We start from the raw sequence: 20,265 nt of genomic DNA, 5'->3' as shown, positions 1-20,265 counted from the left end.
GTAAAGACGCCTGCGACGGCGGCTACCTCTCTTGGGGTCTAGTCGAGTCGGCGCCGGCGCTGCCACTCTCGGCGCTGACGCCGGCGGCGATGCCCAGCAGGGCAACCTCATCGAGCCTGATCCGATCTGGCGGGCGACGCGCCGCGGCTGCCGGCCGGAACTCCGCGTCGAGGCGAACCGGGGGCCGGCGCTCTACTAGCCGTGGCCGTAGGCGTCGGCATCCTCGCTCGCCTGCTCCTGCTTGTCGAAGGCCTCCAGCCAGCGCGACAGGCCCGGCGGTTTCGGGCCGGCCCGCAATTGCCGGAGCGTGACCCGCAGGGTGTGGCGAGCAAACTTGTTCGCCGGCTCACGGAAGCCGGCGGGGTCCAAGCCGCTGTGGATCGCCTCCAGAAGTCGCTGCTTCAGCACCGTGAGTTCCGGGTCGCCAGTGGCGGCGAGCAGCGCTTGGAAGCGCTCATGGGCCGCGCCGTCCCATGGCCGCGGCCGGGCCATCGCGTCCTTGAGCGGATGGGCCGGGACGAGATGGGCAAAGGGGACCAAGCCCTCCGGCACCGGCTCGGTCGCCGCATGGGTGCGGCCGCTGCGCAGCAATTGCGGCAGGACATGGGTGTGCGGCCCTTCCGGGCTCTTGCCGTCGGCCGGCGGGATCGGCTGATAGACCTCGCAGCGGCCGGCGCGGCTAACGAAGACGCGATGCGGGCCCTTCGCGACGATCGCCCCCATCGCCGGATTGCCCGGCTCGAACAGGCTCCTGCCGGCGGCGGAGCGCAAGGTCGCGATCAATTGCGGATCGCCGGTGCGGATGCAAATGTCGACCTGCAGCGTGCCGAGGCCCATGTCGAAGAGGATGCCGGCGCGGTCTTGTAACCGCAGCGCCGCCTCGTCCGGGCCGAGTTCGGTCAGGACGCTGCGCCTGTTCATCGCGCAGGCCGTTTCCGGCAGGCAGAGCGCGATGCGATGGCTCCAGCCCGAGCCGACAGCGGTTTCAGAGGCGAAGAGCCTGACCTCGGAGAGATCGTCGAAGCCGATGCCGCCGCGATCGGTGACGGCGAAGAGCCGGCCCGGTCGATCACCGAGTTCGACCGGCTCGCCGGGATCGCGCAGGAATTCGGCGATGGCGCCGAAGGTGCCGAGATTCCATTGCGTCGTCACCGAGGCCAGCTCATCGCGGATCAGTCTGGTCACGTCGTCTGCCGTCATCGGCTGGCTTCCTCGTTGGTCAGGGCCTGCCAGGGCAGGACGAATTGCTCACCGTTGCGATCCCCGCGCGCGACCGCGATGCCGAAGGCGCGGGCGAGGTTGCCGTCGTCGAGCACGGCGGCGGGCGGCCCGTCGGCGAGGATGCGGCCATCGTCCAGTAAGACGAGCCGGTCGCAGAAGCGCCCGGCGAGCGAGAGATCGTGCAGCACGACGACGCCGCCTGTGCCGTTGGCGGCGATCCGCTTGAACAGCGCCATCGCCTCGAGCTGATGGCGCGGATCGAGCCCGACCAGCGGCTCGTCGGCCAACAGCATCTCCGCTTCGACCGCCAGCGCGCGCGCCAGCAGCACGCGCATGCGTTCGCCGCCGGAGAGGGTGTCTAGGCTGCGCTCGCGAAAGGCGCTGGCGTCGGCAGCGGCAAAAGCGTCGCTGATCGCGGTGCGGTCGGCCTCGGTCAGATCGGCGAAAGGGCGCCGATGCGGCAGGCGCCCGAGCGCGACGACAGCCTCGGCCCGCATCTGCCATTGCACGCTGCCGCCCTGGGCAAGGAAGGCGAGCCGCCGAGCGAGCGTGCGGCGCCCCAGCGTCCTTGCCGGCTTGCCGTCATAGAGGACCGTGCCTGCCGCGGGCGGCAGCAGGTCGGCAAGGATGCGCAGCAGAGTGGTCTTGCCGGCCCCGTTGGCGCCAATCAGGCCGACGAGCTCGCCGGGGCGCAGGGCAAGATCGATCCCGGCGAGGATCGGCTTGCCGTCGAAGGCGATCGCGATGCCTTTGGCTTCGATGCGCATCACGTCTCCCGCCGCAGGCGCTGGATCAGGCTGAACAGGAAGGGCGCGCCGATCAGGGCGGTGACGACGCCGAGCTTGAGCTCGGGCCGGATCGGCATCAGCCGCAGCATCGTGTCGGCGGCGAGCAACAGGATCGCCCCGCCGAAGCCGCTGACCAGCAACAGCCGGCCAGGCCTGTGGCCGACCAGCGGGCGCAGGAGATGTGGCACGACGAGGCCGACGAAGCCGATCGCGCCGGTGACGGCGACGGCGCTGCCGACGGCGAGCGCCGCGCCGCCGATCAACCGCACCCGCAGCCAGGTCAGATCGAAGCCGAGGCTGCGCGCCGTGTCCTCGCCGAGGGTGAGGCCGTCGAGCGCCGGCGTGCAGGAGAGCAGCAGGGCCCAGCCGACGAGCATCAGTGGCAGCACCAGCCAGACATGGATCAGGCTGCGGTCGGCCAGCGAGCCCATCAGCCAGAACACGATCTCCAGCGCGGCATAGGGGTTGGGCGCGAGGTTGAGGGCGAGCGAGGTCATTGCCCCGGCGAAGCTGTTGATCGCGACGCCGGCGAGGATCAGCGTCATCGTGCCGGCGCCGCGGCCATTGAGGGCAAAGAGCAGCAGCACGGCCAGCAGAGCCCCGGCGATGCCGCCGAGCGGCAAAGCGAGCGCGAAGGCGCCGGCGAAGCCCGAATAGAACACGGTGACCGCCCCGAAGGCGGCGGCGCTGGAGATGCCGACGATGCCGGGCTCGGCCAGCGGATTGCGCAAGAGGCCCTGCATCGCCGCGCCGGCGAGGCCGAGGCTGAAGCCGACGAGCGCGCCGAGGATGGCGCGCGGCAGGCGCAATTCGACCAGGACCAGCGCCGGCAGGCTCCGCCGGCCGGCAAGCCAGTCGCCGAGCGCGGCGAAGAGGTCGAGCCGGGCATAGCCGACGGCGAGCGAGAGCGCCGCCATGACGAGCGTCGCCGCAGCCAGAAGGACGACGAGCCGCCAATAGGACATTCGCTCGGAGGCGGAAGTGGGCACGGCCACGGCGCTCATGGCGTCTTTCCGGCAGGGGGCGGCGCGGCGGCGTCGAGCAGCAATTCGATCGCGTCGATCACCGCGGGACCGGCGCAGGTCCAAAGCTTCGCGGGCAGGGCGACGAGCTTCAGCCGGTCGCCGAGCCGGGCGAGGACCGGGTGATGCAGGATCTCATGCGCCAAAGAGGGCGGGCCGTCCGGCGTGGTGTTGAGGATCAGGATGTCGGCCTGTCCGAGCGCGACGGTCTCGAGCGCGATCTGGCCATAATTGTCGATGCCGAGCTCGGCGGCGAGGTTGGTCAGCCCCGCGGCCGTCAGGATCTCGTCGACGAGCGAGCCGCGCCCGGTGGTGAAGCCGTTCGGGCGCAGCACGATCGCGCGCGGATGCGCCGGGCGCGGGCGGCCGGCCAGCGCGGCGAGGCGGGCCTCGATCTCGGCGATCAGGGCTTCGCCGTTCTGCGGCTCGCCGAGGAGGTTCGCCATGTCGTGGATCTGCCGGCGCATCTCGGCGAGATTGCTCGGCACGCCGAACTCGCGGACGGTCATGCCGACACGCTTCAGCAGCGCAACGGTCGAGCGCGTCGTATAGGCGCCGGCGATGACGAGATCGGGCTTCAGCGCCAGCACCTGCTCGACCAGGCCGTGATTGGCCGGAATGCTGCGGGCGAGCCCGGCCATGTTGGCGTTGCGCGGATCCTGCGACAGCCAGGTCACCGAGGCGATGTGCTTCGGCGATGCCAGCCGCAGCACCAGCTCGTCGGTGCACATGTTGAGCGAGACGATGCGCTGCGGCTTGGCCGGCGCCTCGTCGGCGCGGGCAAGGCCGCCCGATGTCGCCAGCCAGAGGCCGAGTGCAAGTGCGAAGCCCATCCTTATCGTCATGGTCGGGCTTGTCCCGACCATCCATGTCTTCCTCCACCACACGCGGTGTTCAAGACGTGGATGCTCGCCACAAGGGCGAGCATGACGGAGGAGGCTCGCAGCCCTTTCACAGGCTCACCCTGATCCCGCCGAAGGCGCTGAGGCCCGGCACCAGGAAGCCGACCGGGTTCTCGTAGCGCTTGTCGAACAGGTTATCGACGCGGCCGAACACGGTGAACCTCTCGTCGACCTTGTAGTCGGCGGCGATATTGACGATGGCGGCGCCGGGCGCGCGCATCCGCGAGATCGAGAAATCGCGGTTCCCGTCCACGCGCTCGCCGACATAGATCAGCGTGGCCGACAGCGTCAGCTTGTCGATCGGGTTCCAGCTCGCGGTGATGCTGGCCTTGTGGCGCGGCCGGCGCAGCAGCTCCTGGTGCGCGATCTCGTCCTTGGCGAGGGTGAAGGTGTAGTCGGCGCGGACCTTGAACTGCGGCGTCAGCTCCAGCGCCGCGAAGGCCTCGACGCCCTTGGTCGTGGCCCGGCCGATATTGGCGTAGGAGGTGCGCGCCGTGTTGGTGACGATCAGGTTGTCGATGTCGTTATGGAAATACGTCGCGCCGACATTGACCTGCCCGTTCAGCAGCGGCTGCTCGAAGCCGACATCCCAGCCGCGGCTTTCCTCCGGCTTGAGGTTGGGATTGCCGTAGAAATTGAAGGCCGGGCGGGAATCGCTGAAGCGCTCGCTCAGCGTCGGCGCCTTGAAGCCGGTGCCGTAGCTCGCCTTCAGCTTGGTGTCGGTGCCTGGCACGATGAAGACCGGTGCGATGCGATAGGTGGTGTGGCCGCCGAACTTGTCGTCGTCATCGTAGCGGATATTGGCGGTGGTGAAGAAGTGGTCGGTCCAGTTCGACTGCAATTCGACGAAGGCGCCCCGGTTGCCGTTCGAGACGGTCTTGTTGGGCGTGTCGAAGCGCTCGTTCTCGTATTGCAGCCCCATCACCAGCGTCTGGCTCCGGGTGAGCTTCAGGTCGCCACGCCAGTCGTATTTGATGCGCTCGCCGAGGTTCTCGGTCGGCACGTCGAGGATGCCGAAGGCGTTAGGCCGGCGATTGGAGCGATCCTGGTTGCTGTAGGAGACGCCGAAGCGGTTGACGAACTGCCCGCCCAGCGGGTCCCAGACGACCTCGCCGCGGGTGAAGGCCTGGCGATAGTTCTGGCCGGAGCGGAAGCCGTTGGGCAGGCTCGGGAAGCCGGAATCGCCGGTGAATAGCAATTGCCCGTCGATATAGCGGCCGACCCAGTTGACGCTCAGCGTGTCGGTCAGGCGTGCGCCGAGGCGAGCGGAATAGCTCCAGTTGTCATAGGAGTTGGGATTGCGCCGCCGGCCGGCGGGAACCAGGTCCGGTGGTGTCACCGGTGTCGAATCCGCCCGGAAATGGCTGATGCCGAAGGCATAGTCGAAGCGGTCATTGCCGCCACTAACCCCGAGGCTCTGGTTGAAGGTGCCATAGGAGCCGGCTTCGACCGAAGCCGTTACCTTGGGCGGCCCCTCGCCGCGCTTGCTGGTGATCGAGATCACGCCGCCTAGCGCATTGGCGCCATAGAGACCGCTCTGCGGGCCGCGCAGCACCTCGATCCGCTCGATGTCGGTGGTCAGCATCTGGCCGAAGTCGAAGGAGCGGTTCGGGGTCGAGGGATCGTTCACCTCAATGCCGTCGATCAGCACCTTGACGTGGTTGGAGTTGGTGCCGCGCATGAAGACCGAGGTCAGGCCGCCCGGACCACCGGTCTGGACGATATTGAGGCCGGGGACGGCGGCGAGCGCCTGCGGCAAGGTGCGGCGCTGCTCGCGCTCGATCTCCTTCGCGGTGACGACGGTGACGGCGTTCGCGATCTCCCTTGCCGGGGTCGGAACGCCGGTCGGGCTGACGACTAGCTCGTCGAGCGCGATCGGCTTCTCGCCCGACTGCGCCAGCGCAGAGGGTGATATCAGCATGGTCGAAGCGGCGAGCAGGGGGAAGGCAAGTGAGAAACGCCCGCTCCTGGCGGGCTTTGGCAAACGGAACACGGGAAACCTCGGCGGTAACGTCAGTGGCACGTCACCGCGAACGAGATCTCCCCACCCGCGCCCGAAACCGGGCGCGCGCAGTTCTACCACCCATCAGCGCACCCCGGCCGATGTGTTCGCGTGTGACCACGGCTGACGGCAGGTCTCCTGGCTCGCGGGTCGCTGCCCTTCGCCGCCTTCCCAGGGCCGAGGTCCCAGTGGCGTATGGCGAAAGGCTCGCCGCTTACAGTTGCGGGGGCAGCCGCAGCATGAGGTGGACGGACCACCCGCACTGCGTTCCCTTTTGATCCCGTGAGGGAACCGTCGCGTTCACGAGTAGGGCGGACGAGCCGCAACGTCAATTCGCTTGCCGCCTTCGCGACGAGGTCGGTTATTCGGCCGCCTTGAGCGGGCGCTTCCGCGCAGCCTTCGCAGTCGGCGGCGGCGCTTCCGCATAGGGTGCCAGGATCGCCATGATGTCCCGGCCGCGTGGCTTGGCCTCCGCGACCAGTGCCCGTTCCGCCACCGAATCGAGATGGTGGTGCATCAGGCTCATGCCCTTGTCGGCATCGCCGCTTTCGAGCGCCTCGATCAGCAGGCGATGCTCGTTGACGCCGCATTCCGAGGAATGCGGCCGGCTGTAGAGCGACAGGATCAGGCAGCAGCGATAGGAAAGCTCGCTGACATAGCGGATGAGGATCGGGCTCTCCGTCATCTGCGCGAGCAGGATGTGGAACTCGGTGGCGAGCCGGATCGAGACCGCATCGGTGCCGCCACGTGCCGCATCCTCGGCGTCGACATGGGCGCGCAGGGTCGCAAGCTGCGCCTTGCTCAGCCGGCCGGCGAGCTGGCGCACCACGAGGCGCTCGAGCTCGATGCGGATGTCGAAGGTGTCGCGCGCCTCCTGCCAGCTCGGCGTCGCCACCACGGCGGTGCGGTTGCGGCGCAGTTCGACCAGCCCTTCGGCCGCGAGCTGGCCGAGCGCATGGCGCGCGAGCGTGCGGCTGACGCCGAAGCGCTCGCCGAGCGCGTCTTCCGGCAAGGTCGCGCCGGGTTCGAGCGCGCGCTCGATGATCGCGCGGCGCAGCGCCCGGCTGATCGTCCCGGCCTTGTCCGATGCGCCGTTCCCGGCCTCTTCGCGCGTCATCGCCGACACCATTGGTTGAAGATCGTCTCGTCTTAACGCCTGCGGCTTGCAGTTCGCAATGCGGCGCGGGCCCAGGCGGAACCGGGTGGTCCGTCCCACGTTCTCAAGACCAGCCATAGCAGGCCGGGGGCTTCGATCATGACGACGGCACCGCCGGACCGACAAAAGATGATTCCGCGAGAGACGGGCGGCATCGACGCGGGCGATCCAGGCGGCAGCGACATTGTCACCGTAGCGGCGACGCTCGTTTCTGCTGCCGTGATCATCGCGGCGCTCTATTACGGTCAGGACATCCTGATCCCGCTCGCCTTCGCCTTCCTGATCGGCTTTGCGCTCAACCCGCCAGTCATGTGGCTGCGCCGGCGCGGCCTTCCCAAGGTCATCGCCATCGCGGTGGTGATGAGCGTCGTGCTGGTGCTGCTGGCCGGGCTCTTCCTGGTGCTGGGCACACAATTGCGCTCGCTCGGTGAGCAGTTGCCGACCTATCAGTCGACCATCCACGGCAAGTTCAACGACCTCAAGGCGCAGTTCAAGGCGCCCGGCATCCTCGACGGCGCGCTGAATGCGATCGCCTCGCTCCAGAAGGAGGTGGAGGCGGCCCAGGGCGCGGCGGCGCAGCGCGTCGAGATCGTGCCGGCGCCCGGCACCCAGCTGCAGGTCGCGCTGGGCTGGCTGGGGGCTGCGCTGGAGCCGCTGGCGACGGCCGGCATCGTCCTCGTCTTCGTTGTTCTGGCCCTGCTCGATCGTGCCGATCTGCGCGACCGACTACTGCGCATCCTCGGCGGCAATCTGCACCGCTCGACCGATGCGATCGAGGATGCCGGCCGGCGGATCAGCCGATACCTCTTGATGCAGCTCGTGGTGAACGTCTCCTTTGCCATACCACTGACGCTGGGACTCTGGCTGATCGGCGTGCCCGGCGCACCGCTCTGGGGCGTCGTCGCGGCAGTGCTGCGCTTCGTGCCGTACGTCGGCGCGCTCATCTCCGCCATCTTCCCCCTGGTGCTCGCCTTCGCGGTCGATCCCGGTTGGGACATGCTGCTGTGGACGCTCGCCCTGATCGCGGGGCTCGAAATCGTCAGCAACAACATCGTCGAGCCGATGCTCTACGGTACCAGCACCGGCCTCTCGGCGATCTCGCTGATCGCCGCCGCGACGTTCTGGACCGCGCTCTGGGGCCCTGTCGGCCTGATCCTGTCGACGCCGCTGACGGTCTGCCTGCTGGTTCTCGGCAAGACCCTGCCTCAACTGCAGTTCCTCGACACCCTGCTCGGCTCGGTGCCGGTGCTCAGTTCGGCGGAGCGTATCTATCAGCGTCTCCTCGCCGGAGACGTCGACGAGGCGACCGAGATCGCCGAAGGCGAGATCGAGGCGCTTGGTGTGGTTCCCTTCTACGACTCGGTTGGGATCGCGGTGCTGCGCCTTGCCCGTGACGACTACGGGCGCCAGGCGACTGCGGCGCATCGGCTGCGCATCGCCGAGGGAATGGAGGCATTGCTGGAGGAGCTACGCGAGGAGCACGCTCCCGAGGCGGCGGCGTCCGCCCCGACAGTGGTCTGCATCGGCGGCAAATGGGAGATCGATGCGATCGCAGCCGGAATGCTCGCCCATGCCTTCGGCCTCGAAGGCATTCCGGCGCAGGCGCGCAGGGTCGCCCATGTCACGACGAGCGCGGTCGCCAGGCTCGATCTTGATGGCGTGCCGATCGTTTGCATCAATTATTTCAGCGGCGAGCCGGACAGCGCCGCCCGGCAGTTCTGCCGGCGCTTGCGGCAGCGCTGGCCGGAGCTGAAGATCGTCGTCGTCCTCTGGACGGTTTCACCCGAGAGGCTCGCGAACGAGGCGGGCAAGGGCATCGGCGCCGACGAGATCGCGACCTCGATCGCGGAAACCATCGGCCGGGTCCGCCGGATGCTGCCCGAGGCTCGCGGCGAGTCGATCAAGGCAGAGGCGCCGGCCAATGACGATGAGCGCGTGGCGGCACTGCGAGGCACGGACTTCCTGAACGAGGCGTTGCGCGACGATCTCGACGCGATCGCCAAGCGTGCGGCCGATGCCTTCGACGTCGACGTTGCGATGATCTCGGCGATCGACTCCGACAGGGAGATCGTCATCGGCCGCAGCAAGGAGCTGTCCGGCTTCGGCCGGGACGAGGCCGGCCGGCCGATCCTGCCGCGCCGGGCCGCGATCTGCGATTATGTCGTATCCGGCGGCGAGACACTGGTCGTCGCCGACACCGAGCGCGATGCGCGCTTCACCGACAACCCCGTCGCCAAGACCTGGGGCTTGCGCTTCTATGCCGGTGCGCCGTTGCGCTCGTCCGACGGCTTCGTGCTGGGTGCGCTCTGCATCCTCGATGCGGAGGCGCGCAGCCTCGACCAGCGCGAACGTGAACTGCTGGAGAAGCTCGCGGCCGACGTCGTCGGGACGCTCAGCCGGGCCGGCGCCGACAGCGCGCAACCGCGGCCGGCCGAGGCGGAATCCGAAGCGAGCGCCACTGTCGGCCAGCCGGTTCCGGAGTAGCGCGTGACGACTCGTCCAGCGCGAGGGTCAAGCCGACGCTGGCCCCGGAAGCCGGCCTGCGCGTAAATGGCGCATCCGCCCTCGTGCACAGGCCTTTCCGATGGATGTCGAGCTTTCCCCGTCAGCCCGGAAATCCGGCTCCCGTGACTGGACCGACCGAGCCATCGCCGCGCTCGAAGCCGACCAGCACCGCTCGGCCGACACCCACCTCTTCAAGCTCGGCTGCCCGGCGCTCGCCGGCATCGACATCTATCTCAAGGATGAGTCGACCCACCCGACCGGGAGCCTGAAGCACCGGCTGGCGCGCTCGCTCTTCCTGTATGCGCTGTGCAACGGCCATATCCGGCAGGACACGCCGGTGGTCGAGGCGTCCTCCGGCTCGACGGCGGTGTCGGAGGCCTATTTCGCCCGCATGGTCGGCGTGCCGTTCTATGCGGTGATGCCGCGTTCGACCTCGGCCGAGAAGGTCGCCGCCATCGAGCATCATGGCGGCACCTGTCATTTCATCGACGATGGCCGCACGCTCTATGCGCAGGCCGAGGCGCTCGCCCGTAAAGTCGGCGGCCACTACATGGACCAGTTCACCTTCGCCGAGCGGGCGACGGACTGGCGCGGCAACAACAACATCGCCGAATCGATCTTCCAGCAGATGGGCAAGGAGCCGCATCCGGTGCCGGCCTGGATGGTGATGAGCGCCGGCACCGGCGGCACCTCGGCGACGCTCGGACGCTATCTGCGCTACAAGCGCCATGCCACCCGGCTCTGCGTCGCCGATGTCGAGCACTCCGCTTTCTTCGACGGCTACCGCACCGCCGATGCCGATTGTCGCTGCGAGCGGCCCTCGCTGATCGAGGGCATCGGGCGGCCGCGGGTCGAGCCCTCCTTCGTCCGCGGCGTGATCGACGGCATGGTGCGGGTGCCGGACGCCGCCTCGATCGCGGCGATGAACGTGCTCTCGCGCCGGCTCGGGCGCCGCGTCGGCGGCTCGACCGGGACCAATTTCTTCGCCTTGTGCTGGCTCGCCGACGCGATGCGGGCGAAGGGCGAGGGCGGCTCGCTGGTCACGCTGATCTGCGATTCCGGCGAGCGCTATCTCAAGACCTATTACGATGCCGGCTGGTTGGCCGAGCGCGGGCTCGACCCAGCCCCCTATGAGCGCCGGATCGAGGCCGTCCTGGCTGGCGAGCGGCTGGAGTGCCCGCTCGAAGAGGCCTGACTTCGCTCAGAAGCTGTAGGCCGCCTTCACTTTTACCAGGTGCTGGCTGAAATTGGTGACGTCGAGATCGCCCGGCTGGCCCTTGGCCTTGCCGGCGATCTGGACGTTGTAGGCCGCCGAGATCGCGAACTGCTTGGTCGCCTGCCAGAAGACGCCGGGGCCGGCGAAGGTGGCGTAGCCCGCTTGCTTGCCGAAACCGAGTTCGTTGTGGCGGCGCAGATGGCGGACCTCGCCGCTGAGATAGAGCCCGTCGAGCACCTGCCAGGCGAGCGAGCCGCCGATCGTGAAGGTCGAGGAGCGCATATAGGAGCTAGGCCCCGTCCAGGTCAGGTCATGCGAGAGGTTGAGCGCGGCGTAGAGCTTGCCGGGGACGAGCGTCTTGTCGGCGAAGATGCGTAGGCCGGTGTTGTAGGTGGTGAAGTTGCCGGCGCCGGTCGGGTCGGTGCGGTTGAAGCTGGGATCGACGATGACGGTGAGGCCGATGCCGTGCAGGTCGCGGCCGAGCAGGCGGTACTTCATCTCGACGCCGGCACCGGCGCTGCGGCTGTCGGCCTTGGCGCCGGCGATGGTGGCGTCGGTGTAGCCGCCGAGGAGATAGGGGCCGATCTCGAAGCAGGGGAAGAGCCCGTAGGAGCCCTGGAGCTGCAGGCCATGCGCCGCCTGGCGGCCGTCGCGAACGCCGAAGCCGCCATTATAGGTCAGGCTGGCACCGAAGGAGCCGACCTCGGCGACGTCTGAGCCGGTGGTGAAGCCGAAGGCGTCGGTCGGAATGCCCTCGCTTTCGGTGCAGGCCGAGAGCACCGGCGGCGCGGCCGGGGCGCCCTTGCGCGAGGGCAGGTCGGCCGCGAAGGCGGGCGAGAGCAGGCTCGCGGCGGCGAGAGCGAAGGCGGCGGGCTTGAGCATGGCTGGCGATCCTGTTGACGGACCCAGCTTACGCAAATGCAAATCAGTCGCAATATGTACCGGGCGACAATGATGTTGTACCTGCGTATTGTTGCGGGCGGGCAACAGGCGCCGCACCTGGCTCAGCCGGTGGCGTGCAACCCGCGCAAGCGTGCGAATGCGACGGGCGCGATCTCCGCCAGCGCCGCGATAGGCTTCCAGGCGGCGGCATGGACCTCCTCTTCCTGGGCGATCAATGGCAGGGCCGGATCGGCGATGAAGAGATATTGCAGATCGTGATGGATATGCGGCGGCTCGTTCCGGCGCGGATTGCCGGGCACCTCGTGGCTGTCGATCGCGAAGGACAGGTCGCCGCCGCGATGCCAGGGGTGCAGCACGGGGCTGGCGACGCCGGTCTCCTCCACGGCCTCGCGCAGCGCCGATTGCCAGAAGCTCGCGGCCGGCTCGTAATGGCCGCCGGGCTGGAGCCAGCGGCCGATCACGACATGGTCGATCAGCAGGATCTGCGCATGGTCGGGCGAGAGCACGAAGGCGCTGGTGGTTGCGTGGCCAGGCATGGTCTCGCGCCGGTCCAGCGCATGGCGCTCGCCGATCTGCCAGCGCAGCAATGCGAGGTGCTCGCGCGGCCCGGCGACCTCGGCGAGATAGCGGGAGACGGTCGAATCGAGGTGCGTCAGGAAGCTCATGACCCGGCGCATCGCACGCCCGATGGCGGCTGGAAAGCGCGTCGCCGCGCCCATCAGGGCAGCTTCAGCCGGTATTCCTCGAAGCCGCCATTCTTCACGCTGTCATAACCGACGAGGACGCGCAGCTCGCCGCGCTCCTGCGCCAGCACGGTGAGCGCCTCCGCCTTGGCGTCCTTGCGCGGGCGCAGCTCGCCGAGCTCGCGGGCAGCCGTGGGATCGGCCGGGTCTAGCAGCAGCATCGCATAGGGAACCTCCTGCTCCTGCGCCGGGCCGACGAGGACGAGCAGGCGGCCATCGGCGAGCGGGGCGAGATCGCGCACGCCGCGCTGCGCTCCGGCCTGGAAGGAGAGGAGCTGCGGCTTTCCCGTCGCCGGCTCGCTCCCCGGCTTGAACAATTCGGCGACGCTGCCGCCGACGAGGAAGGCGCGGCCGCCGAGCGATGGCGCGCGCAGGCCGAGCCAGAGCTTGTCGCCGACCACGGCGAGGCCTTCGATGTTGAGCCCGTTGGCTTTCTCGTCGAGCGCCTTGCCGACGAACGGGGCGACCTCATCGGCGGCGGCGAGCAGATCGGCGACGCGCCAGCTCAGTTCGGGGGCGCCGGCCTCGCCATTGCCGGCGGCGATCCGGGCCAGCAGGAAGGAGGAGGGGCGGTATTCGCCGCTGCGCCGCGAGCAGCCATGCGAGCCGACGACGTAGAAATGGCGATCGGCAAAGGCGACGCCCTCGCCGTCGAAATCCTCGAAGCCGCCCTTTTGCGGGCAGCCGACCACCGGCTGGCGCCCGCTGGCGCCTGCGGGGGCGCTGTCCTTGACCAGCGGCAGGCTGGGGCCGGGTATGATCGTCCCCTGCTTCAGCGTCGCGAACTGGGCGGCCTTGTTCTCGTCATTGATCAGGAGGCAGCGATAGTCGCCGCCAGCTGGCGGGCGGCAGGCGATGCCGCTGATGTCCTTGGCGGCCTTGCGCGGCTTCTTGCCGGCGAAGTCGGAGGTGGCTTCGATCTTGCGGTCCGGCTTCAGCGGCTCGGCGCGGGCGGCATGGGTTGCAAGGAGGGCGAGCGCGAGGGCGGAGAGGATCGCGAGCCGCATGGTCTTGCTCCGATGGAAAGCAGCGAGATAGGCGTCGCAATGGCGGTTGCAAAGATCGGGGCGCGGATTCTTGCGCCGGGCAAGGACGTATCGTTGCAGGAGTAGCTCAGCCCATTCGGGGTGAACGCGAGAGAACCTCGACCAGGAACGTCGCACATCCCTTCGCGCAGCTTGGCAGGCGCAGACGTTGGCCGTTACCTGAAGACGGACCGTACGGAAGCGGTCAGGCGAAGGCACGCCAGCCGCGCGCTTGCGGAGGTGCCGCGCGCTTGAGACCGAGCGAGGCAGCGATGGCGAACGTCGAATCCGGCGGCAGCTCGTTCTTCGGCAAGGCGGCTCGGCCGCTTCTCATCCTGTCGGCCGTGCTTGCCGCCTATTTCGGTCTGTCTTCGCTGCTGCTGCCGTTCTTCGGGGCACCGAACCTCTATCCCGGGATCGAGCGCTGGATCGTTGCTGCGTCGGGCGCGTTCCAGCTCATTGCCGCCGCGGTGGCCCTCGTACTTGCCGCCCGGCGCGACCTGCGCGGCGCGACGCTCGCCGTGGCCGCGTGCTGGATGCTGGGATGGCTCGAGACGCTGCCATCCGTCGTTCGCAGCGGGCTCGACCTCAACGCCGAAGCGCGGCTCACATCGGCCTCTTTCGTCGCATTGCCCGTTATCGCACTCTCGGCCGCGGTGCTGGCGTGGCGGAACCGTCATCCGGCCCTCGCCGCCCTCATCGTGACGGCGCCGACCACGGCCGGCGTCCTGTTCGCCCTCGCCTTCGGGATCATGATCGCGATGTACGGCTTTTGAGCCGCGACACCGGCGCCGCTTGCGCGCATGAGCGGACCTCCGAAGCAGATTGATGAGCTGCCGGGAGGTCCGCCTTGATCACGGCCAGACAGGTGCGCCGTCCAATCCCGCGGTTTCCGGCAGGCCGCAGATCAGGTTCGCGTTCTGCATCGCCTGGCCCGCCGCTCCCTTGCCGAGATTGTCGACGACGCCCAGCGCGATCACCAGATTGCGCTCCGGATCGGCCGCATAGCTGACGAAGGCGAGGTTCGAGCCAGTCGCCCATTTGGTCTGCGGCGGCTTGTCGGTCACGCGCACGAAGGAGCGCCCGGCATAGAAGCGCCGCGCTGCGTCCAGGCATTGGTCCGTGGTGGCGTGGCCGCGGCAGTAGATCGTGGCGAGGATGCCGCGGGTCATCGGTACCAGATGCGGCGTGAACACCAGCCCGGCCGCACTGCCGCCGCTCAGCCGCTCGATCGTGCTGGCGATCTCGGGCATGTGGGTGTGCCTGAGCAGGCCGTAGGGCACCAGGTTCTCATTGCTCTCGGCGTAGCCGAACTTGCTGTCGCCGCCCCGGCCGGCGCCGGAGATGCCGGTCTTGACGTCGATGACGATATTCCCGGGCTCAATCAGCTTGTCCGCCAGCAGCGGCGCCAGCGCGGTCAGTGTCGCAGCGGGAAAGCAGCCGGGGTTGGCGACGCGGGTCTGCCCTTCGATCTCGGCAGGCCAGATATCGGCTAGGCCATAGGCCCAGCCGTCGACATAGCGGTGGTCGCCGCCGATATCGACGATCTTCACGTCTTTGGGGACGCGCGCCAGCGCCTCGGCCGAGGCGCCCGTGGGCAGCGAGGCGAACAGCAGGTCGAGCTTCGGCAGGGTTGCCGGGTCCCATTTCTCGATCACCAGCCCGGCCAGCCTGGCCGGCACACCGGGGAAACGGTCGACCAGGCGGCCGCCGGCGCTGCTCTCGCCGGCGGCGTAGACCAGCTCGAATGACGGGTGGCTCGCAATCAGGCGCAGCGCCTCGCCGCCGCCAAAACCGCTGATGCCGACAATGCCGACGCGAATGCTCATGGTGGTGTCCTCTTGGGGTTCGGGCAAAGAAAAACCCCCGGAGCCGAGGGCTGCGGAGGTTCAGGAATGCGGGCCGGGGTCGCTCCGGCGGGTGGGGCCTATGGTGAGGCCTTCACACGGAAGGACGGTGATCGACGCGCAGCCAAGAAGCCGCCGCTCGGGTGAAGCGGCGTCGGCGTCGGTCGCAAAGGGTCGGGTTCCTGAGCATGCCCCGGGACACTGTCGGCGCCGGCATTCATCGTCAAGCGGAATGTCACGCCAAACGACATGCCTCCGGTCGGCCGCCCCTTGGGGATGGGATGCGCGGCATCATACGGGAGGTCGGGAGGGCGGGATCACTTTTACATCAGGATATTTGCTTTCAGATTTAGCGGCCTTGTCCTTTCGTCGGCCTCGATATTAATTATTCTGCAAATGCAGTGTTGTTCGGTTTCAGTGGGATACAACTTGCCAGATTATGATTTCCATACATTGTCGCCTGCCGATTTCGAGGACCTCACCAGAGACGTCCTTCAAGCCCGCGATGGCGTCGATTTTGAGAGTTTCAAAACCGGGCGAGATGGCGGTGTCGATTTCCGGCGCGCGCATGGTCGCGACCAAAGTGTGGTGCAGTGCAAGCACTATGCGCGATCCGGGTATGATGCGCTCTTCCGTGACCTGAAAGAGGAGGCGCTTAAGCTTCCGAACCTAACCCTTCCAGTTAGTCGCTATATACTCTCAACCTCGGTCGATCTCTCGCTCACGCAGAAGGAGAAGATCGTCAACTTATTCGGGCCGATTTTGACAACTGCCAACCTGCTTGGGCGTGATGATTTAAATAATCTTTTAGGTCAATACCCCAAGGTAGAACGGCAGCATTTTAAGTTATGGCTTTCCAGTGTTGCTGTTCTACAAAAAGTACTTTACAATGCAGAAGTGACGCAGAGTGAATTAGAAGTAAATCGTATCCGAAGAAAAATACAGCGTTTTGTTCGTAGCAATGTATATCCTATAGCTCATCAAAATCTTGCTTCCGAGCGAATTGTAATTATCTCCGGTCCGCCCGGTGTAGGTAAGAGTACTTTGGCAGATATCTTACTCTTTGAACATTTACGCCACGATTATAAAGCAATAATTGCTCGTAATGGCTTTGATGAGGCACGTAAGTTATATTTCGGAGATGAGAAGGCGATTTTCTACTATGATGATTTCCTTGGAGCAACTTTTTTAAGGGAAGGTGGGATGCCGCTGGCGCGCAATGAGGATCGCGCTATTGTCGATTTCATAGAGTTTGTACGCGGCAATCCTCAGACTAGATTGGTTCTCACCACGCGCGAGCATCTATTTGCGCAAGCGCTGTCTGGCTCGGAGCGGCTGCGGCACGCCATGGTCGATAGCCACAAGTTGACTATTTCGTTAACGGCTCTCGACGAGCGCAAACGGGCCCGAATTCTCTACAACCACTTATTCTTTGGTGATTTACCTAAGCCATATCAAAAGGAGCTGTTGCGAGAGGAGTTTTATCTTGAGATCGTCAGGCATCAGAAATTTTCACCTAGGCTGGTAGAGTGGCTTTCTGATTTCAAGCGAATCAAACGAGTGAGCGTGCAGGATTTCCGATCTTTTGTTCGGAGTTTGCTTTCTGACCCTTCTGATATCTGGCGCCATGCCTATGATAGGCAGATCGGGGATAGCGAGCGGAGCTTGCTGCTTTCCCTTCATTCGTTAAGCGGGCAAGCTACTCTTTCCCGCTTGCATGAAGCTTTCAAGAAGCTGCACTCTGCCAGAGGCGAAACCTATCGCTTTCCCCTCGCTCCTGGCGATTTTGAGGCAGGACTCCGTAGCCTCACTGGCACTTTTATCAATCTGCGTCGTGATGTGGTGGAGTTTTTGGACCCGTCAGTCATTGACTTGATGAACGCAGTGCTTCGCTCTGAGCCCGAAAACGGGGTTGACGTTATCCGAGGCGCAGTGAGTGTCGCGCAGATTGAGCACTGCTGGGCTTTGGCCACGGCTGCCGACGGGACTAAACTGCGTGCGGCCATTGCAGCGGCGCCCGCTGTGCTGCGGGATAGCTTTCAGCGGCTAATGGCTACACCTCGCCGTCTTGTGGTTAAGGGCGCTGTTGTCCATCTCGCGCCAAGCCTTGAGCGGCGCGTCCTCTTTCTCATTCAGATCGCACAAAGCGTTCAAGCTGAGGAGATTTTTGCTATCGTGGGATCTGCGCTGGAGGCGTTGCTTGACGAATGGCGAGCTTTTGACGAGGCCGAGTTCGAGGATGGCGTGCGCGTTATCGAAGCAGTCCGTGACATGCCTTGGCCCGTCTATATCGGAATCGACCAATTCACGGAGCCGTTGCGGATTGAACTACTGAGAATCGCGCGAACCCGCATTGCGCCCGAAGAAGCACTGGCCATGCTGACGCTATTTGAGAACGGTACGCAAAATGAGAAGGCAGCGATTTGCGAGGGTCTAGAATATTGGTTGACATTCGGCTTTTCGGATCGCCTAGGCGAGCTTCGCTCGTCATCTGAATATCACCAATTCAAGGACCAACTGGAGCAGCTACAACAGGCTCTGCCGGTCAATCTCGAAGGTCGCCTCGATGCCATCCAAACGGAGTGGGACGAGTTCGAAGAGCATGAGGAGGCGCGTGCTGATGAGCAAATGGATTACTATAGAGAGCAGAGATACGAACAGCGCGTTGAAGAGACCGATGTACGCGACCTTTTCGACAGTCTACCTCGCGGCAATGATTAACTTCGCCTGAGTTCTGTTCTGGGCTGGATCAAGCGAACTTAAACCCAGCGGTCGTATTAGAATGAGCAGGCGCGGCTTGAGCCGCGCCTGCTCGCGCCTCTCAGCCCAGCTTCCCGTAAGCCGGCACGGTCAGGAACTCCTCGAACTCCGGCGCGAGCGAGAGCTTCGAGAACAGGTCGATCGCCTCGGGGAAGCGGCCCTTGTCATAGGCTTCGGCGCCGAGCTCGCCCTTCACGACGAGCATCTCTTCGGCGAGGCAGCGCTTGAAGAGGTCGGCATCGACCTTGGTGCCGCCATCGACCTCGACGCCGTATTGCACGAACTGCCAGATCTGGGCGCGGCTGATCTCGGCGGTCGCGGCATCCTCCATCATGTTGTAGATCGGCACCGCGCCGCGGCCGCGCAGCCAGGCTTCGAGATACTGCACGCCGACGCGGATGTTCTCGCGGAAGCCGGCTTCCGAGCGGGTGCCTTCGTGCACTTCGAGCAGGTTCTCGCGGCTCACCGAGACGTCCTCGCGCGCCTTGTCGAGCTGGTTCGCCTGCGGCATCAGCCGGTCGAACACCTCCATCGCGACAGGAACGAGGTCGGGATGGGCGACCCAGGTGCCGTCATGGCCGTCGCCGGCCTCGCGCTCCTTGTCGGCCTTGACCTTGGCGAAGGCGGCGGCATTGGCCTCGGGATTGTTCTTGACCGGGATCTGCGCCGCCATGCCGCCCATGGCGAAGGCGCCGCGGCGATGGCAGGTCTTGATCAACAGCAGCGAATAGGCGCGCAGGAAAGCCTTGGTCATCACCACCTGCGAGCGGTCGGGCAGGACGAAGGCCTTGTTGCGGGCGAGCTTCTTGATGAAGGAGAAGATGTAGTCCCAGCGGCCGCAATTGAGGCCGGCCATGTGGTCGCGCAATTCGTAGAGGATTTCGTCCATCTCGAAGGCGGCCGGCAGGGTCTCGATCAGCACGGTCGCCTTGATCGTGCCGGTCTTGAGGCCGAGCGCGTTCTGGGCGGCGACGAAGACGTCGTTCCAGAGGCGCGCTTCCAGGTGGCTCTCGAGCTTGGGCAAATAGAAATACGGGCCCGAACCCTGCGCCAGCGCCGCCTTGGCGTTGTGGAAGAGATAGAGGCCGAAATCGACCAGCGAGCCCGAGGCGACCTCGCCGTCGATCTCGATATGCCGCTCCGGCAGGTGCCAGCCGCGCGGGCGGATGATCAGCACCGCCGGCTTGTCCTTGAGCGCGTACGCCTTGCCCGAGGTCGCATCGGTGAAGTCGATCTTGCCGGCCCAGCGGTCTTTCAGATTGATCTGGCCTTCGACCATATTGGCCCAGACCGGCGAGGAGGCGTCCTCGAAGTCGGCCATGAAGACCTTGGCGCCGGAGTTCAGCGCGTTGACGATCATCTTGCGGTCGACCGGGCCGGTGATCTCGACGCGGCGGTCGAGCAGGTCGGCCGGGATCGGCGCCACCTTCCAGTCGCCTTCGCGGATATGCTTGGTTTCAGCGAGGAAATCCGGGGTCTCGCCGGCGTCGAAGCGCTTTTGACGCTCCTTGCGGACGGCGAGCAGGCGCTTGCGGGTCTCGTTGAAGCGGCGCTGCAGTCCTGCGACGAAGGCGAGCGCGTCATGGCTCAGGATCTCGTCATAGCGCTCGGCGAGCGCGCCCTTGACGACGACGCCGGCAGGAAGGTTCAGGCTGGTCGGAACGGTCATGGTTCTTGTCTCTCACCTACATCAGGTGAACGCAGTATGCAGGGATCTGATTATGTCGTGAATGGCAGAGAATGTCAGATGATCTGATCCAAAATAGAAATAATCTGATCTCGTCGGCGAAAGCGGTCCTGAGCGCGCCATTGCAGTGCGTGTCACGGCGCGGGGCGTGCCGGTTGACGATCAGGGGACCAGTTCATGACCGCCATCCGCCTCGGCTTGCTCACCGCCGCGCTCGCCAGCGGCTTCATGGCCGCGCCGGCCTTCGCCCAGAACCGCTGCGCCGTCACCGATCCCACGGGCACGCCGCTCAACATCCGCGAGACGCCGAACGGCGAGATCATCGGCCGCGTCAGCAACGGCGCCGGCATCCGCGTGATCAACACCTCGTCCGACGAGCGCGGCCGGGCCTGGGCGCTGATCAGCCCGCGCGGGCGCAACCATGTGGTGGGCTGGGTCTATCGGGAATTTGTTTCTTGTTATTGAGGCCTAGCGTACCGGCCGACGAT

General features: G+C 66.1%; 17 protein-coding genes and 1 riboswitch. Of the genes, 6 read left to right on the top strand and 11 right to left on the bottom strand.

The window, feature by feature from the left end:
- The first annotated feature begins 31 nt into the window (after window positions 1-31).
- Window positions 32-199 (top strand): hypothetical protein, encoded by a 168-nt coding sequence (locus tag BMZ69_RS31520; RefSeq protein WP_175506691.1) that lies wholly within the window; start codon window positions 32-34, stop codon window positions 197-199.
- Here BMZ69_RS31520 and BMZ69_RS06895 read toward each other — a convergent pair.
- From BMZ69_RS06895 to BMZ69_RS06870, 6 genes are all read right to left on the bottom strand, one after another.
- Entirely contained in the window at window positions 196-1,200 is a 1,005-nt protein-coding gene (locus BMZ69_RS06895) for a DUF6925 family protein (protein WP_092155809.1), read from the bottom strand. The two genes, BMZ69_RS31520 and BMZ69_RS06895, sit on opposite strands and share 4 nt — an antisense overlap.
- The gene (locus BMZ69_RS06890; protein WP_092155808.1) at window positions 1,197-1,988 is read right to left on the bottom strand and encodes an ABC transporter ATP-binding protein; all 792 of its coding nucleotides are present in this window, start codon (window positions 1,986-1,988) and stop codon (window positions 1,197-1,199) included. Before BMZ69_RS06890 ends, BMZ69_RS06895 begins: the two co-directional genes overlap by 4 nt.
- Window positions 1,988-3,013, bottom strand: a complete 1,026-nt coding sequence (locus tag BMZ69_RS06885; RefSeq protein ID WP_092155807.1) for a FecCD family ABC transporter permease — start codon at window positions 3,011-3,013, stop codon at window positions 1,988-1,990. The genes BMZ69_RS06890 and BMZ69_RS06885 overlap by 1 nt, the downstream gene beginning before the upstream one ends.
- Window positions 3,010-3,876 carry an ABC transporter substrate-binding protein gene (locus tag BMZ69_RS06880; protein ID WP_175506690.1) on the bottom strand — a complete coding sequence of 289 codons (867 nt, stop codon included), beginning with the start codon at window positions 3,874-3,876 and terminating at the stop codon, window positions 3,010-3,012. The genes BMZ69_RS06885 and BMZ69_RS06880 overlap by 4 nt, the downstream gene beginning before the upstream one ends.
- Before the next feature lie 106 nt (window positions 3,877-3,982).
- A complete protein-coding gene (locus BMZ69_RS06875; protein ID WP_244543242.1) occupies window positions 3,983-5,926 on the bottom strand; it encodes a TonB-dependent receptor plug domain-containing protein in 1,944 nt (647 codons plus the stop codon).
- A gap of 119 nt (window positions 5,927-6,045) precedes the next feature.
- Window positions 6,046-6,246, bottom strand: a riboswitch (cobalamin riboswitch).
- A gap of 50 nt (window positions 6,247-6,296) precedes the next feature.
- The gene (locus BMZ69_RS06870) at window positions 6,297-7,052 is read right to left on the bottom strand and encodes a GntR family transcriptional regulator (protein WP_092155860.1); all 756 of its coding nucleotides are present in this window, start codon (window positions 7,050-7,052) and stop codon (window positions 6,297-6,299) included.
- A gap of 168 nt (window positions 7,053-7,220) precedes the next feature.
- Between BMZ69_RS06870 and BMZ69_RS06865 the strand changes: the two genes are divergently transcribed.
- Both BMZ69_RS06865 and BMZ69_RS06860 read left to right on the top strand, forming a co-directional pair.
- Window positions 7,221-9,575, top strand: coding sequence for an AI-2E family transporter (locus BMZ69_RS06865; protein WP_244543241.1), 2,355 nt, complete (start codon window positions 7,221-7,223; stop codon window positions 9,573-9,575).
- A gap of 100 nt (window positions 9,576-9,675) precedes the next feature.
- Window positions 9,676-10,791: a PLP-dependent cysteine synthase family protein gene (locus BMZ69_RS06860; protein WP_092155804.1), complete on the top strand. Its 1,116-nt coding sequence runs from the start codon at window positions 9,676-9,678 to the stop codon at window positions 10,789-10,791.
- Window positions 10,792-10,797: 6 nt separating this feature from the next.
- Here BMZ69_RS06860 and BMZ69_RS06855 read toward each other — a convergent pair whose 3' ends face one another.
- The 3 genes from BMZ69_RS06855 to BMZ69_RS06845 form a co-directional block, all read right to left on the bottom strand.
- Window positions 10,798-11,694 carry a hypothetical protein gene (locus BMZ69_RS06855; RefSeq protein WP_092155803.1) on the bottom strand — a complete coding sequence of 299 codons (897 nt, stop codon included), beginning with the start codon at window positions 11,692-11,694 and terminating at the stop codon, window positions 10,798-10,800.
- Between the two features lie 122 nt (window positions 11,695-11,816).
- On the bottom strand, window positions 11,817-12,434 hold the full coding sequence (locus BMZ69_RS06850; RefSeq protein WP_092155802.1) for an NUDIX hydrolase: 618 nt from the start codon (window positions 12,432-12,434) through the stop codon (window positions 11,817-11,819).
- Window positions 12,434-13,465: a DUF3616 domain-containing protein gene (locus tag BMZ69_RS06845; RefSeq protein WP_092155801.1), complete on the bottom strand. Its 1,032-nt coding sequence runs from the start codon at window positions 13,463-13,465 to the stop codon at window positions 12,434-12,436. Before BMZ69_RS06845 ends, BMZ69_RS06850 begins: the two co-directional genes overlap by 1 nt.
- A gap of 290 nt (window positions 13,466-13,755) precedes the next feature.
- On the opposite strand from BMZ69_RS06845, the gene BMZ69_RS06840 reads away from it, so the two are divergent.
- Entirely contained in the window at window positions 13,756-14,259 is a 504-nt protein-coding gene (locus tag BMZ69_RS06840) for a hypothetical protein (RefSeq protein ID WP_092155800.1), read from the top strand.
- A 78-nt stretch (window positions 14,260-14,337) separates the two neighbouring features.
- On the opposite strand, the gene argC is transcribed toward BMZ69_RS06840, so the two are convergent.
- Entirely contained in the window at window positions 14,338-15,312 is a 975-nt protein-coding gene (gene argC / locus BMZ69_RS06835) for an N-acetyl-gamma-glutamyl-phosphate reductase (RefSeq protein WP_092155799.1), read from the bottom strand.
- Window positions 15,313-15,759: 447 nt separating this feature from the next.
- Between argC and BMZ69_RS06830 the strand changes: the two genes are divergently transcribed.
- The gene (locus BMZ69_RS06830; protein ID WP_175506689.1) at window positions 15,760-18,051 is read left to right on the top strand and encodes an nSTAND3 domain-containing NTPase; all 2,292 of its coding nucleotides are present in this window, start codon (window positions 15,760-15,762) and stop codon (window positions 18,049-18,051) included.
- Between the two features lie 100 nt (window positions 18,052-18,151).
- Here BMZ69_RS06830 and aceB read toward each other — a convergent pair whose 3' ends face one another.
- On the bottom strand, window positions 18,152-19,759 hold the full coding sequence (gene aceB / locus BMZ69_RS06825; RefSeq protein WP_092155797.1) for a malate synthase A: 1,608 nt from the start codon (window positions 19,757-19,759) through the stop codon (window positions 18,152-18,154).
- A gap of 195 nt (window positions 19,760-19,954) precedes the next feature.
- Between aceB and BMZ69_RS06820 the strand changes: the two genes are divergently transcribed.
- Window positions 19,955-20,242: an SH3 domain-containing protein gene (locus BMZ69_RS06820; protein WP_092155796.1), complete on the top strand. Its 288-nt coding sequence runs from the start codon at window positions 19,955-19,957 to the stop codon at window positions 20,240-20,242.
- Window positions 20,243-20,265 lie beyond the last annotated feature (23 nt).

The sequence above is a fragment of the Allobosea sp. CRIB-10 genome (genome assembly GCF_900112185.1).
GTDB lineage: Bacteria > Pseudomonadota > Alphaproteobacteria > Rhizobiales > Beijerinckiaceae > Allobosea.
The sequence above is the reverse complement of the archived record's forward strand: the minus strand, read 5'-3'. Positions and strand labels throughout refer to the sequence as shown.

Excerpts from the sequence above, each read along its gene's own strand:
- BMZ69_RS06880 (WP_175506690.1), bottom strand. The coding sequence starts at position 3,876 with ATGACGATAAGGATGGGCTTCGCACTTGCACTCGGCCTCTGGCTGGCG.
- BMZ69_RS06840 (WP_092155800.1), top strand. The coding sequence starts at position 13,756 with ATGGCGAACGTCGAATCCGGCGGCAGCTCGTTCTTCGGCAAGGCGGCT.
- BMZ69_RS06860 (WP_092155804.1), top strand. The coding sequence starts at position 9,676 with ATGGATGTCGAGCTTTCCCCGTCAGCCCGGAAATCCGGCTCCCGTGAC.
- BMZ69_RS06870 (WP_092155860.1), bottom strand. The coding sequence starts at position 7,052 with ATGACGCGCGAAGAGGCCGGGAACGGCGCATCGGACAAGGCCGGGACG.
- argC (WP_092155799.1), bottom strand. The coding sequence starts at position 15,312 with ATGAGCATTCGCGTCGGCATTGTCGGCATCAGCGGTTTTGGCGGCGGC.
- BMZ69_RS06865 (WP_244543241.1), top strand. The coding sequence starts at position 7,221 with ATGATTCCGCGAGAGACGGGCGGCATCGACGCGGGCGATCCAGGCGGC.
- BMZ69_RS06890 (WP_092155808.1), bottom strand. The coding sequence starts at position 1,988 with ATGCGCATCGAAGCCAAAGGCATCGCGATCGCCTTCGACGGCAAGCCG.
- aceB (WP_092155797.1), bottom strand. The coding sequence starts at position 19,759 with ATGACCGTTCCGACCAGCCTGAACCTTCCTGCCGGCGTCGTCGTCAAG.
- BMZ69_RS06885 (WP_092155807.1), bottom strand. The coding sequence starts at position 3,013 with ATGAGCGCCGTGGCCGTGCCCACTTCCGCCTCCGAGCGAATGTCCTAT.
- BMZ69_RS06845 (WP_092155801.1), bottom strand. The coding sequence starts at position 13,465 with ATGCGGCTCGCGATCCTCTCCGCCCTCGCGCTCGCCCTCCTTGCAACC.
- BMZ69_RS06855 (WP_092155803.1), bottom strand. The coding sequence starts at position 11,694 with ATGCTCAAGCCCGCCGCCTTCGCTCTCGCCGCCGCGAGCCTGCTCTCG.
- BMZ69_RS06820 (WP_092155796.1), top strand. The coding sequence starts at position 19,955 with ATGACCGCCATCCGCCTCGGCTTGCTCACCGCCGCGCTCGCCAGCGGC.
- BMZ69_RS06850 (WP_092155802.1), bottom strand. The coding sequence starts at position 12,434 with ATGGGCGCGGCGACGCGCTTTCCAGCCGCCATCGGGCGTGCGATGCGC.
- BMZ69_RS06895 (WP_092155809.1), bottom strand. The coding sequence starts at position 1,200 with ATGACGGCAGACGACGTGACCAGACTGATCCGCGATGAGCTGGCCTCG.